Annotated in this window: 13 protein-coding genes and 1 tRNA gene; 10 read left to right on the top strand and 4 right to left on the bottom strand. The window is 52.9% G+C overall.

The window, feature by feature from the left end; translation table 11 throughout:
• Positions 1-61: 61 nt before the first annotated feature.
• Positions 62-1,237: an MFS transporter gene (locus GW591_RS00110; RefSeq protein ID WP_037036552.1), complete on the top strand. Its 1,176-nt coding sequence runs from the start codon at positions 62-64 to the stop codon at positions 1,235-1,237.
• A gap of 194 nt (positions 1,238-1,431) precedes the next feature.
• Complete coding sequence (locus GW591_RS00115) at positions 1,432-2,232, top strand: endonuclease/exonuclease/phosphatase family protein (protein ID WP_013574246.1); 801 nt, start codon at positions 1,432-1,434, stop codon at positions 2,230-2,232.
• Between the two features lie 86 nt (positions 2,233-2,318).
• On the opposite strand, the gene mltD is transcribed toward GW591_RS00115, so the two are convergent.
• Positions 2,319-3,707, bottom strand: a complete 1,389-nt coding sequence (gene mltD, locus GW591_RS00120) for a murein transglycosylase D (protein ID WP_037036550.1) — start codon at positions 3,705-3,707, stop codon at positions 2,319-2,321.
• A 69-nt stretch (positions 3,708-3,776) separates the two neighbouring features.
• Positions 3,777-4,532, bottom strand: a complete 756-nt coding sequence (gene gloB, locus GW591_RS00125) for a hydroxyacylglutathione hydrolase (protein ID WP_013574248.1) — start codon at positions 4,530-4,532, stop codon at positions 3,777-3,779.
• Between the two features lie 43 nt (positions 4,533-4,575).
• On the opposite strand from gloB, the gene GW591_RS00130 reads away from it, so the two are divergent.
• Positions 4,576-5,301, top strand: a complete 726-nt coding sequence (locus GW591_RS00130) for a class I SAM-dependent methyltransferase (RefSeq protein ID WP_013574249.1) — start codon at positions 4,576-4,578, stop codon at positions 5,299-5,301.
• 60 nt (positions 5,302-5,361) lie between these two features.
• Here GW591_RS00130 and rnhA read toward each other — a convergent pair whose 3' ends face one another.
• Positions 5,362-5,829, bottom strand: coding sequence for a ribonuclease HI (gene rnhA, locus GW591_RS00135; protein ID WP_013574250.1), 468 nt, complete (start codon positions 5,827-5,829; stop codon positions 5,362-5,364).
• Between the two features lie 260 nt (positions 5,830-6,089).
• Between rnhA and aguB the strand changes: the two genes are divergently transcribed.
• From aguB to GW591_RS00155, 4 genes are all read left to right on the top strand, one after another.
• Positions 6,090-6,974 carry an N-carbamoylputrescine amidase gene (gene aguB, locus GW591_RS00140; protein ID WP_013574251.1) on the top strand — a complete coding sequence of 295 codons (885 nt, stop codon included), beginning with the start codon at positions 6,090-6,092 and terminating at the stop codon, positions 6,972-6,974.
• A gap of 3 nt (positions 6,975-6,977) precedes the next feature.
• The gene (aguA, locus tag GW591_RS00145) at positions 6,978-8,063 is read left to right on the top strand and encodes an agmatine deiminase (RefSeq protein ID WP_013574252.1); all 1,086 of its coding nucleotides are present in this window, start codon (positions 6,978-6,980) and stop codon (positions 8,061-8,063) included.
• Positions 8,064-8,144: 81 nt separating this feature from the next.
• Positions 8,145-8,882 (top strand): DNA polymerase III subunit epsilon, encoded by a 738-nt coding sequence (dnaQ, locus tag GW591_RS00150; protein WP_013574253.1) that lies wholly within the window; start codon positions 8,145-8,147, stop codon positions 8,880-8,882.
• Positions 8,883-9,020: 138 nt separating this feature from the next.
• A tRNA-Asp gene (locus GW591_RS00155) sits at positions 9,021-9,097 on the top strand.
• 72 nt (positions 9,098-9,169) lie between these two features.
• On the opposite strand, the gene GW591_RS00160 is transcribed toward GW591_RS00155, so the two are convergent.
• On the bottom strand, positions 9,170-10,672 hold the full coding sequence (locus GW591_RS00160) for an NCS1 family nucleobase:cation symporter-1 (protein WP_121019611.1): 1,503 nt from the start codon (positions 10,670-10,672) through the stop codon (positions 9,170-9,172).
• Positions 10,673-10,849: 177 nt separating this feature from the next.
• Between GW591_RS00160 and GW591_RS00165 the strand changes: the two genes are divergently transcribed.
• Genes GW591_RS00165 through puuE form a run of 3 tightly spaced genes read left to right on the top strand, consistent with a single transcriptional unit; the run spans position 10,850 to position 13,273 of the window.
• Positions 10,850-11,584: a GntR family transcriptional regulator gene (locus GW591_RS00165; RefSeq protein WP_013574255.1), complete on the top strand. Its 735-nt coding sequence runs from the start codon at positions 10,850-10,852 to the stop codon at positions 11,582-11,584.
• A complete protein-coding gene (locus GW591_RS00170; protein ID WP_112197226.1) occupies positions 11,584-12,342 on the top strand; it encodes an aspartate/glutamate racemase family protein in 759 nt (252 codons plus the stop codon). The genes GW591_RS00165 and GW591_RS00170 overlap by 1 nt, the downstream gene beginning before the upstream one ends.
• Complete coding sequence (puuE, locus tag GW591_RS00175) at positions 12,335-13,273, top strand: allantoinase PuuE (protein ID WP_013574257.1); 939 nt, start codon at positions 12,335-12,337, stop codon at positions 13,271-13,273. The genes GW591_RS00170 and puuE overlap by 8 nt, the downstream gene beginning before the upstream one ends.
• The last annotated feature ends 413 nt before the right edge of the window (positions 13,274-13,686 follow it).

Consider the following 13,686-nt stretch of genomic DNA (forward strand, 5'->3'; position numbering starts at 1 on the left):
TCATTTAAGCACAAGCTGATAATCGTCGCCATCAAATCGATATTCATGTGGAGTAAAGGTTATGCCGCTTGCACTATTAGCACTGACCATCAGTGCGTTTGCTATAGGAACAACAGAGTTTGTCATCGTCGGGCTGGTGCCGACTATCGCGCAGCAACTGGGGGTTTCGGTCCCGTCAGCCGGTTTGCTGGTGTCTATATACGCCCTCGGTGTGGCGATTGGCGCGCCGGTTCTGACGGCGCTGACCAGCCGCGTACCGCGCAAAGCGCTGCTGATTGGTTTGATGGTGTTGTTCACGCTGGGTAATCTGCTGGCGTGGCAGTCACCGAATTACAGCACGCTGGTGATGGCGCGTCTGCTGACCGGTCTGGCGCATGGCGTTTTCTTCTCTATTGGCTCGACGATCGCCACCAGTCTGGTGGCGAAAGAAAAAGCGGCTTCTGCGATTGCGCTGATGTTTGGCGGTCTGACCGTCGCGCTGGTGACCGGTGTGCCGCTCGGGACATTTATAGGTCAGCATTTTGGCTGGCGCGAAACCTTCCTCGCCGTGTCAGTTATTGGTGTCGTGGCGATTATTGCCAGCGCTATTCTGGTGCCCAATAACATCAAAAACAAACCTGCGTCACGCATTGTAGATCAGGTAAAAGTGCTGATGAATCCGCGACTGTTACTCATTTACGCCATTACCGCGCTGGGTTACGGTGGCGTATTCACTACCTTTACGTTCCTTGCTCCGATGATGCAGGAACAAGCCGGTTTCTCAGCCAGCATGGTGAGCTGGATCCTGCTGGCGTATGGCGTGTCGGTGGCCATCGGGAATATCTGGGGCGGCAAACTGGCTGACCGTCATGGCGCAGTCAAAGCGCTGACGATTATTTTTGCCGCACTCGCTGTGCTGCTCCTGATTTTCCAGTTCACTTCAGGTTTCGGTATTCCGGCGTTAATCACGCTGTTGGTGATGGGCATCTTTGCTTTCGGTAACGTACCGGGATTACAGGTTTATGTGGTGCAGAAAGCCGAAGAGGTGACGCCAAATGCGGTCGATGTTGCTTCCGGCCTGAACATTGCGGCCTTTAACGTCGGTATTGCCCTGGGGTCAGTGATTGGCGGGCAGGTGGTTTCCACCCTTGGCCTGGCGCAAACGCCATGGATTGGAGCGGTTATCGTCGCGGGTGCGCTGCTGCTTATCTGCCTGAGCGGCCATCTGGACCGAAAACCCAAAGCGGCGCTGGCCTGATTATCCTGTCATTCTGCGTCTGCACGGCTCGCCTCTGGCGGGCCGTTTTTATTTTTATGCTAGCCTATAGATGTGACCAGGTTGTATACCAATGTAAACAGATTTGGCCTGAGCGCTTGCGGGCGTATACTGAGCTTTCGCTGTGAGAATCTCTCTCATATAGCAACGATATAACGGGTAAACAGGCGATTAGCGTGCGGAAAAAAACATATGCAATGAGGTATGTCGCAGGTCAGCCCGCAGAGCAAATCTTTCCGGGAGTCCTCGCACATTTAGGACCAGATTTGCCGCCGGGTGCTGCACTGCCCAATTCGAATATTTTGCGCGTGATGGTGTGGAATATCTTCAAACAACAGCGGGCTGACTGGTTGTCAGTTCTGCGTGATTATGGCAAAGATGCGCAACTGGTCTTGCTTCAGGAAGCCCAGACAACCCCTGAACTGATCCGTTACGCGACCTCAAATTATCTGGCCGCCGATCAGGTGCCTGCCTTTATGCTGCCTCAGCACCCCTCTGGCGTGATGACACTCTCTGCGGCACATCCGGTTTATTGTTGCCCGCTGCGTGAGCGTGAGCCGCTTCTGAGGCTGTCTAAATCGGCTTTAGTTACGGTGTATCCGCTTGTAGATGGTCGTTTATTGATGGTGGTGAACATTCATGCGGTCAATTTCAGCATTGGCATCGACGTTTACAGCAAGCAGTTGGATCCGATTGGTGAGCAGATTGCTAATCACAAAGGGCCGGTGATCATGGCCGGGGATTTTAATGCGTGGAGCAAACAGCGTATCAATGCCTTGTTTGGCTTTGCGGGAAATATCCATCTGGAGGAAGTCCGTTTTCCTTCTGATTACCGCAAGCGGGCGTTCGGCAGACCGCTGGACTTCATTTTCTACCGGGATCTCAGCGTCACCAGCGCATCGGTGATGGAAACACGAGCCTCTGACCATAACCCGTTGCGGGTAGAATTTATGGCGGGAAAACCGCTGACGCAATAACGCTTAATTCGTCCGCTAAAAAACGCAGACATAAAAAAAGCACCCGGAATATTCAAGGTGCTTTTTTATTACCGGTACCTTTCGAATCAGGTATCAGGACTCATCTTGTTGCTGACGAACAACGTTAACTTGTTGCCCGGTTGCAGGTTGTCGGCATTGGTGTTCCAGCGCATCACATCCTTGATGTTGACGCCGTGACGCTTAGCAATGCTCGACAATGAATCACCTTTACGTACCTGATAAGTGATACTGCCGCCATTGGCACTGGTATTGCTGACGCTGTTATCCGCCACCTGCAGTGTTTGCCCAACTTTTAACGCGCCTGCTGAGCGCAAATTGTTCCAACGCTGTAAATCACGGGTCTTCACATTCAGCCGGGCTGCAATGCCAGACAAGCTGTCGCCGGAGCGAACCTTGTACTGTTTTGCACCTGACGGAGTGTTGCTGGCCAGTTTGGTTTCCTGTACTGCGGCAATATCGCCATCAGCCAGTGAATCTTTTAACTGGTCGGCATGCGCCTTCGGCAGAACAATGTAATGCGGGCCATTCGGCGCGGTTACATTTTTCTTGTAGCCAGTGTTAAACGACTTAAGCTTGGTCAGGGACATGCCCGCCATCTCAGCCGCCTGGGTCAGTTGCATCTGCTGTCCGACTTCAACACGCGCAAGAGCACGGTCTTCACTCGGTTTCGGCAGATTGATACCGTATTTCTTGCTGTGCTTGAGAATGTCGCTAAGGGCTAACATTTTCGGCACATAAATCGATGTTTCACGTGGCAGCGCCAGTGCCCAGAAATCCGTGGAACGGCCTCTGGCTTTGTTCGCTTTCACCGCTTGCATGACACGGCCTTCACCGCTGTTATACGCAGCAACGGTCAGTAACCAGTCGCCACCAAACATCTTGTTCAGACGTTGCATCATATCAAGCGCAGCAGTTGTCGAAGCCACAACATCGCGGCGTCCGTCATACCACTGGTTTTGTTTCAAACCATAGTTTCGACCCGTCTGCGGCACAATTTGCCACAACCCTGCAGCGTTAGCTGATGAGGTTGCTTTGGGGTCAAAAGCGCTCTCCACTATGGGTAGCAGTACCAGTTCCATCGGCATATTACGTTTCTTAATCTGCTCGGTGATCCAGTACATGTACGGCTCTGCCCGTAATGTTACATCGTGGAGATAGCTCTTATTTTTTAAATATTTAACTCTTTGCTCGCGGATCCGGGGATTATCCGGAACCTTCATCTTCAGCTCGTCGCCTATGAAGTTCCACAGATTTTGTTGGGAGACGGTGTCGTTTCCATCCAACCATCCCCCAGAGGCCGCTCGGCCATCACCTGTGAACTGTCCTGCTTCTTCACTTTGACTTGCTGAAGACAAACTCTGTGCATGTTGTTCCGGTACCTTCACGCCCTGCCTGGACGCCTGGCAACCTGTGAGCAACATGGAGGCGATTATTAGGATCGCGTTTGCCTTCATGTGTGTGTCATAGTTGCTTAAAAGACGAGCGATAATACTTTGCTTCGGAAAAAAACACAACCTTTGGGTCTAGTAGCTATCCTTGAGTGCCCTTAAATAGGCAAAAACCTGCCAGTCAGGCTTTAAGGGATCGTTAAGGTTTAATTTGTTTTGTAAATCAACGTCATCGCATCGTAAAAAGAGGTTGATTTTACGCTCAAGACCGAGGGTTGAAGGCAGGGAAGATTGTCCCTTTTCACGCATTTGTTGCACTTTGTGCTCATGAGAAAGAATATCATCATCCTCCGGTAAAATAGAGCGCGCAAACTTAAGATTTGAAAGAGTGTACTCATGTGCTGCGCAGACTAATGTTTCGTCAGGCAACGCCGCTAACCGTTGAAACGACTGGTACATTTGCTCCGGCGTCCCTTCGAACAAACGACCACATCCGGCGGAAAACATCGTGTCTCCACAGAAAAGATAAGGCGCGCTATAGTATGAAATATGACCAAGCGTATGACCGGGCGTAGCAAAGATCTGCCATTCCAGACCGCCAATTACCCTTTTTTCACCATTTTTAAGACTAGTCTGACTAAATTTATTCTCAGTTTCGTGAGGTCCGTATACTTTTAGACCCGGAAAATGGCTCGAAATCTCATCAACGCCCCCCACATGATCGTGATGATGATGTGTCAGAAGGATGGCTGTCGGGGTTAAATTGGCCTTTTTCAACGCGGCCAAAACTGGCGCTGCTTCGCCGGGATCGACGATCAGGCAATGCCCCTGCTGGTCATCGAGCATCCAAATGTAATTGTCCTGCAACGCCGGAATACTGATAAGATTCATGGCAACCTCTCTTTGGCAACTGCTTGAAAGAAGATAATAAACTATGCGACCAGCCCGCATCCGCAAGACCATTGTTGCTCCGGCTTCCTGGGATGAGATCCCGTGCGGCGGCTACTACCGTGCCGCGCTTGAGCAACAACTGCAACCCTGGTGGGGGAAACTTTACGGTTTCCACCTGCTGAAAATCGGCGCATTAAGTGCCGAAATCGACGCCCGGGCATGCCCGATCTCGCATCAGGTAAACTTTGCCCAGGAAGGCGAGGGGCTGCATGTTCGGGGTGATCCGTACCATTTACCTTTCGCAGCAAAATCAGTGGATGCCTGCCTGCTCAGCCATACGCTGGCCTACGCGGATGACCCGCACCGCATTCTGCGCGAAGTGGACCGCGTGCTGATTGATGATGGCTGGATGGTGCTCAGTAGCTTTAATCCGCTCAGCCTGCTGGGCATTGGCAAACTGATGCCGCTTTTTCGCAAACGTCAGCCGTACAGCAGCCGCTTGTTTACCCAAATGCGTCTGCTCGACTGGCTGTCGTTGCTTAATTATGAAGTGATGGTGCACCGGCGTTTTCACGTGCTGCCGTGGAAAAAGAATGGCGGAAAATTGCTGAGTACGCACCTTCCCGCGCTGGGGTGCATGACGCTGATTATTGCCCGTAAACGGACTTTCCCGCTGACGCCAACCGCGAAAAAAGTTCTTGCGCAGAAACAGAAAATACCGCAGGCGGTGGGCGCAACGAAGAGTTACCGGAAGGAGCATCGGGACTGAAGTCTTGCACCTTCCCCTTTCACAAGGGGAAGGTTGGGATGGGCTGTGGGGCCTGCGGAATTAATTCTCCGCCTGATAGCCTAAATCGTCCAGCGTCGGATTCCCTGCGGCTTCTTTCGCCAGCACATCACAGCGTTCATTTTCAGGGTGTCCGGCATGGCCTTTCACCCACATCCAGTTCAGTTCATGCGTCTGGATCGCGGCATCAAGACGCTTCCACAAATCGACGTTTTTCACCGGTTTTTTATCGGCAGTTTTCCAGCCACGTTTTTTCCAGTTGTGGATCCACAATGTGATCCCCTGACGAACATACTGGCTGTCGGTGCTCAGCGTCACTTCGCATGGTGTGCTCAGAGCTTCAAGCGCCACAATCGCCGCCATCATTTCCATGCGGTTATTGGTGGTCAGACGAAAACCCGCGCTGAACTCTTTTTCGTGTTGCTTATAGCGTAAAATCGCGCCGAAACCGCCGGGGCCGGGATTACCCAGGCAGGAGCCGTCGGTGAAAATTTCTACCTGTTTGGTCATATCTGGCAGGCTCTTTCATCAAATGTAAAAACCAAGTCTGACATAAACCGCCGTGCCGGGCACAGCAATATCTTGAGGTGTAACTGTCTGAAAGCGGGGGGATGTAACAGGTTGCCCGGGCATTCATCACTCTTTTGGCTGGAGAGCGCTGTCTTTTGCAATATAATAGGAAAATGCAGAGTGCCAGTTCAAAACTCTGAGCGAGTTGAGCCTTTCATGGTTTTTTCACTGCCAATTTTTCAATGCTTTAAGGATGTCTGATGAGAAATGTAACGGTTTCTGCAACACAAATGAGCTGCAGCTGGGATCTGGAAAATAATATTGTTAACGCCGAAAAGCTGGTTCGCCAGGCACATGCCAAAGGCGCGCAAGTTATTCTGATTCAGGAACTTTTTGCTGCACCTTACTTCTGTATTGATCAGAGCCCTGAGCATTACAGCCTGGCACAGGAGCTGGACAACAGCGCGCTTATCCGCCATTTCTCTGCGCTGGCGAAAGAACTGGAAGTGGTGCTTCCTCTGAGCTTCTTTGAGAAGTGCAATAACGCCTATTATAACTCGCTGGTCATGATTGATGCTGACGGCAGTGTGCTGGATGTCTATCGCAAAACTCACATTCCGAACGGCCCGGCCTATCAGGAAAAACAATTCTTCATTCCTGGTGATACCGGCTTCAAAGTGTGGAATACCCGTTACGCGAAAATCGGCGTGGGTATCTGCTGGGATCAGTGGTTCCCGGAAACTGCCCGCTGTCTGGCATTACAGGGCGCGGAAATTATCTTCTATCCGACAGCGATTGGTTCCGAACCGGCCTATCCGGAAATTGACAGCCAGCCACACTGGACCCGTGTTCAGCAGGGCCACGCTGCGGCAAATCTGGTGCCGGTGATCGCCTCAAACCGCATTGGTACTGAAAAAAGCAAATTCATTCCTGATTATGAAATGACCTTCTACGGTTCTTCCTTCATTGCTGATCAGACCGGTGCGCTGGTTGAGCAGGCCAACAAAACGGAAGAAGCCGTGCTGGTTCATACCTTTGATCTGGATGCTATCGCTGCACAGCGTGCATCCTGGGGTCTGTTCCGCGACCGCCGTCCTGAAATGTATGGCGCAATCGCGACGTCCGACGGTTCAACAAGGAAATAACTGATGTCTTCTATTGATATCAATCCTCAGGCTGAAGGTTTTGCGATGCCCGCTGAATGGGCTGCGCAGCAGGCTGTCTGGATGATCTGGCCTTATCGCACCGATAACTGGCGCTCTAACGGGCGTCCGGCCCAGTTGGCTTTTGCTAACGTAGCGGCAGCGATTGCGACCAAAACGCCGGTATTTATGGCGGTTCCGGCAGCAGAAATGGCAAATGCACGCGAAGTGATGCCAGCACAAATTACGCTGGTGGAAATGGAAAGCGATGATGCGTGGATGCGTGATACCGGCCCGACCATTGTGGTCAATCCGCAAGGTGAACGTCTGGCAATTGACTGGACATTCAACGCATGGGGCGGCTTGCACGGTGGCCTTTACTCAAGCTGGGAGCGTGATCAGCGGGTGGCGCGTCAGGTGGCGAACTATCATCACATTCCTTATGTTTCAACGGATCTGGTACTGGAAGGTGGCTCCATTCATGTTGATGGTGAAGGCACTTTGCTGACCACAGCTGAATGTTTGCTCAATCCTAACCGCAATCCTGATTTGTCGAAGGCAGAGATTGAGGCGAAATTGCGGGAACTCCTCGGTGTTAAGCAATTCATCTGGCTGGAAGACGGCGTATTTAACGATGAAACAGACGGTCACATTGATAACATGTGCTGCTTCGTGCGTCCGGGAGAAGTTGCATTGCACTGGACTGACGATCAGCAGGACCCGCAGTACGCGCGTTCGGCGGCAGCGTTGAAAGTGCTGGAAGCGGCGAAAGATGCCAAAGGGCGCAGCCTGAAAATCTGGAAAATGCCCTCACCTCCGGTTATGCATGCCACCGCGGAAGAAACGATCGGGGTGTTGCCGGGCACAGCCATTGAGCGTGTGGAAGGTAACCGTCTGGCGGCGTCTTACGTCAATTACCTGATCAGCAACAACCACATTATCTTCCCGCTGCTCGACGCTAAAACGGATAAGCAGGCTGAGAAGTTGCTGGGTGAAATGTATCCTGAGTACAAAATCACGGGTATTCCTGCCCGTGAAATTTTGCTGGGTGGTGGTAACATCCACTGCATTACACAGCAAATCCCTGCGTAAGAAAAAGTGCCCGGCGCGTCACCCTGTCTCGCGCCGGGCAGATCGTTTCTGTAATTGACTGTCAGCGTTGGATAAAAAGCCATGGATTTACAAAACACCTCTAACAGGATCGTCGTTCTCGATACTGAAACCACCGGTATGAATAAACTCGGCGTCCATTATGAAGGGCACCGGATTATCGAAATCGGTGCTGTTGAAGTGGTTAACCGCCGCCTGACAGGGCGCAATTTCCATGTTTATCTCAAACCCGATCGTCTGGTGGATCCGGAAGCCTTTGGCGTTCACGGTATCAGCGACGAATTCCTCGCTGATAAACCGACGTTTGCCGACGTGGCCGACGACTTCATTGAATACATTCGCGGCGGCGAATTAGTCATTCATAACGCGACGTTCGACATCGGCTTTATGGATTACGAGTTCGACATGCTCGGCCGTAATCTGCCGAAAACCGAGACGTTCTGCAAAATTACCGACAGCCTGGCCATGGCGCGCAAGCTGTTCCCGGGCAAGCGTAATAACCTCGATGCCCTGAGCGATCGCTACCTGATCGACAACAGCAAGCGTACGCTCCATGGCGCGTTGCTTGACTCCGAGATTCTTGCCGAAGTCTATCTGATGATGACCGGCGGCCAGACCAGCATTAAATTCACCCACGAAGGCGAGCAAAATACTGGCGCTGACGGCTTGGGGATCCAGCGTGTTGCGCGGCCAGCCTCCGGGTTAAAAGTCATCGCCGCCACTGATCAGGAACTGGCGTGGCATGAAGAGCGTTTAGATTTAGTGGTGAAAAAGGGCGGTAGCTGTTTGTGGCGTTCGTAAGCCGTTTTTCTGACTTTTGGATTGAAATTGTCCAGCCTGCGGAAAAACTGTGCGGTTGATTGAAAATATCAGGAAAAGCATTGACGTAACGGCGGCCATTCCTTAATATCCGCTCCGTTCTTAACCAGAACACAACGCGGAGCGGTAGTTCAGTTGGTTAGAATACCTGCCTGTCACGCAGGGGGTCGCGGGTTCGAGCCCCGTCCGTTCCGCCACTATTCAGAAGCCCTGAGTGAGAAATCACTCAGGGCTTCGTCGTTTCAGCCGTCCTGGCTATTTCCTTCCTGTTATTCCGCTTCGGTTTTCATATAGCCAATTGCGCCGCTGGTCGCACGATCATGACGGGCGATGTAACGATAGAAACCGCCAGCCAGGAAGGCACCAATAAACCAGCTGAAGTTCGCTACCTGATGCAGGCTCGGCGTAAAGCTTATCACCAGACCAATCACCACCGCCGGCACCAGCGCGGCAATCGCTTTCGGGTTGAACCCGTTGCGGTACCAGTAACGGCCGGAAGGCGTGGCGTTAAACAGCGCATCCACATCCATATGACCGCGTTTAATCAGGTAATAATCCGCCAGTAAAATCCCGAACAGTGGCCCGATAAAGGATCCCAGCACGTCCAGCGTATAGTGGATAATTTCCGGTGACTGGAACAGGTTCCACGGTGTCAGCAGAACAGAACCGACTGCGGCGATCATCCCGCCGGTACGGAAACTGATTTTCTGCGGAGAACAGTTAGAGAAGTCGAACGCAGGAGACACGAAGTTCGCCACGATATTGATACCGATGGTCGCGATGATCATGGTCAGCAGGCCGAGCGCCACAGCCACGCTGTTACCCACACGGCTGACGGTTTCGATAGGATCGGTGATCATCTGCCCGAACAGTGATTGTGTCCCTGAAACGATCACTACGGTCACAATCGAGAACAGCAGGAAGTTAAACGGCAGGCCCCAGCGGTTACCACGACGGATTTCGCCCATGCTTTTCCCGTAACGTGAGAAGTCGCCGAAGTTCAGCAGCGGACCGGAGAAGTAAGACACCACCAGCGCCGTGGCGGTCAGCATTTCCCAGCCTTGCTGGCCGACCGTCAGGGCTTTGGTGGATAACGTAAAGGAGATATTGCTCAGCCCGGTTTTATACAAAATCCAGCCCGCCAGCATCAGCATAACGACATATACCGCCGGACCCGCCACATCGATAAAACGCTTAATCGCGCTCATCCCGTGCCAGAACACCATCGCCTGCAACACCCACATAATGCCGAAACACACCCATCCCAGCGCCGACAATCCCAGCCAGTGCGGAAGGGTCATAGGTGTCAGCGATGGGAAGAATTTGAGCAGCACCAGCATTAACGCATTAGCCGCCAGATAGGTCTGAATGCCGTACCAGGCGAAAGCGATCAGCCCGCGGATCACTGCCGGTATATTCGCCCCGAATACGCCAAATGCCTGACGGCAAATGACCGCGTAAGGCACACCGGCCTGCTGGCTCGGTTTCGCCACCAGGTTGGCACAAATCTGCACGATACAAATCCCGCACAACAAACACAGCAGAACCTGCCAGCTGGTCAGGCCGAGCGTAAAGAAGCTCGCGGCCACCACATAGCCGCCCATACTGTGCACATCGGACATCCAGAAAGAAAATATGTTGTACCAGCTCCAGTTTTGGTCACGGGTGGGCGCTAAATCATCGTTACACAGCTTCGGGCTGTAATAAGGTTTGATGATCCCGGCGCTCTGTTCTGATGACGCCGTGGCGGAGGTGATTTCCTGATTTGGCATAAATCGTGCTCCTGTCATAAACAACATGTGAAAGTCGGAAGCCGGATGCCGGCTGCCAAAAGTTAAAAAGCAGTCACAGGAGCACTGCATGAATCAGGCCAAATTTCATTTTTTGTATACAAAAATTAACTTTCATGTATACGATTAAATTCTCGAACGGTATACGGAGTAACGGCAATGACCAGTTGGAACGGGCTTAATACGGCCTATTTTACCGAGGATAAGGACGACCATATTTATAACGCGCTGGTGAAATCTATTGTGGAACACCAGCTTTTGCCGGGCAGTAAATTGCCGGAAGAAGCGCTGGCTGAGGTGTTTTCAGTCAGCCGCACGGGGATTCGCCGCGTCCTGCAGCGCCTTGCCGCAGTGCAACTGGTGACGTTATTGCCCAAGCGTGGTGCGCATGTCACCACGCCGGACGCTGAAGAATCGCGCGATGTCTTCGCAACCCGTAAAATCCTGGAGTGCGCCAACCTGCCGCTGGTGATTGCGCATTGCCAGTCGCCACATCTGGTGGCGCTGAAAAAACTGGTGCAGGAAGAAAAGCGTGCGCACGATGAACGTGACGGTGCCGCTGCGATCCGCCTTTCCGCCGCCTTCCATGTTCAGCTTCAGGCTATTTCCGGCAATAAAGTGCTGACTGAATCTGTCTCGCAACTGACCCTGCGTTCCTCGCTGGCGATTGCTGCCTGGGGCGCACCGTGGCAACAGGGCTGCCGTTGCCATGATCATGACGACCTTATTGAGTTGCTGAAAAAGCGTGACGTCGCCGGGCTGACGGCAAGCATGGCGCATCATTTCGACACCATCGTCGCCAGTCTGCGTTTTGAGCAACATAACGGGCAGACCCCCGATTTTGCGCAGATATTTGCGGTTCAGAAGCCGGTTGCAGGTAAGGAGCCAGGCTGATGGTCAAATCACTTTGTATACAACTGATCAATCCGAACACCAGCCAGGCGATGACCGAAGTGATGGCGCAAACTGCCCGCTCGGTTGCGGGGATGGATACACAAATTCTGGCCGTTTGCCCTGAAGAAGGCGCGCCGTCAATTGAAGGCCACTTCGATGAAGCGATTGCCGCGTTGGGCGTGTTGCAGCAGATAAAAGCCGGACGCGATGCCGGTGTCGACGGCCATATTATTGCCTGTTTCGGTGACCCCGGATTACTGGCTGCCCGCGAGCTGGCGCATGCGCCGGTTATCGGTATTGCGGAAGCGGCAATGCATCTGGCGACGATGCTGGCGACGCGATTTTCTATCGTGACGACCTTGCCGCGTACACTGACGATCGCCCGGCATTTACTGCATCAGTACGGGTTCGAACGCCATTGCGCGGCCTTGCACGCCATCGATCTGCCGGTGTTATCACTGGAAGACGGCAGCGGGCTGGCGCAGGAAAAAGTGCGCGAGCAGTGTATCGCGGCGAAAAAATCTGACGGCAGCGGGGCGATCGTGCTCGGTTGTGGCGGAATGGCCGATCTGGCGCAGGAACTGACGCGCGAGCTGCGTATACCGGTGATCGACGGCGTCAGCGCGGCAGTCAAAATGGTCGAGTCACTGGCAGCTCTTCGCCTGACGACCAGTAAACACGGTGATCTGGATTATCCGCTGGAAAAACCCTTGTCTGGCCGTTTTGCCGGGCTGAATCTGAGAGAACACTATGTCTGATACTGAATACGGTTTTACTGATGCTTACCCGCGCGACTTAATCGGTTACGCCGGACGCCCGCCCCACGCTAACTGGCCGGGCAACGCGCGCATTGCGGTACAGTTTGTCCTCAATTATGAAGAGGGCGCAGAGAATAACGTTCTGCATGGTGATGCCGGTTCTGAACAATTTTTATCGGACATTATCGGTGCCGCCAGTTTCCCCGACCGCCACATGTCGATGGATTCGCTGTACGAATACGGTTCGCGTGCTGGTTTCTGGCGCATCCACAATGAGTTTCAGAAACGCGGCTTACCGCTGACCGTTTTCGGCGTGGCGATGGCACTGGCTCGCAATCCGGAAATCGTCAGTGCGATCAAAGCAGCGGATTACGATGTTGTCAGCCACGGCTGGCGCTGGATCCATTATCAGGACATGAGCAAAACCGAAGAGGCGGAGCACATGCAAAAAGCCATCACCGTGCTGCGTGACCTGTTCGGCAAAGCGCCGTCCGGCTGGTATACCGGACGCGACAGCCCGAACACCCGTCAGCTGGTGGTGGAATCGGGCGGGTTGCAGTATGACAGCGATTATTATGGCGATGACCTGCCGTTCTGGACGCCGGTAAAACTGGAAAATGGCGAAACCAGGCAGCATCTGGTCATCCCTTACACGCTGGAAACCAACGACATGCGGTTTGCCTCTCCGCAGGGTTTCAACACCGGCGAACAGTTTTATACCTACCTGAAAGACACATTTGACGTGTTGTACGCCGAAGGCGAAACCTCACCGAAAATGATGTCGATTGGGATGCATTGTCGGATCCTGGGACGCCCGGGGAGATTTCGCGCTTTACAGCGGTTTCTCGATTACGTCGAATCGCATGATCGCGTGTGGGTGTGTAAGCGGCAGGAAATTGCGGAACATTGGGTTAAACATTTCGGTGTTTAATCTCGAAATTCAAATTCAAATTCAAAACCTTGGGCTCGCCGCCCAAACTGGCCTTAAGGGGCGCCTATCGCCGCACCCCTTAAGAATCCCAGGCTCTTTCACTGCGCGCTCTGCTCGTTGGCTATGTTTCATAAGCCATAGCGATAGCCGCAAAATCCCGCCGCTCCGCGGTGCCCTCCGTTCGGGTTACAACCCGCGCAAAAAGACGCGCGGTTTTACACCTCTCCTCCGGCGCGATTTTGGAACCGGCCTCAGGCTTCAACTTCACAACCTCACTATATTTTTTTAAAAAGCCCACGGGCGATTCAGAAATCTTGCTGAACGGAGCGGCTTCGAGACCTATGGCTCGAAGACCGAGAGAAGGAACCGCAGAGCGGCAAGATTTCCAGCCTGTCATGGTGGTAACTGGAACA

The organism is Rahnella aceris (assembly GCF_011684115.1).
GTDB lineage: Bacteria > Pseudomonadota > Gammaproteobacteria > Enterobacterales > Enterobacteriaceae > Rahnella > Rahnella aceris.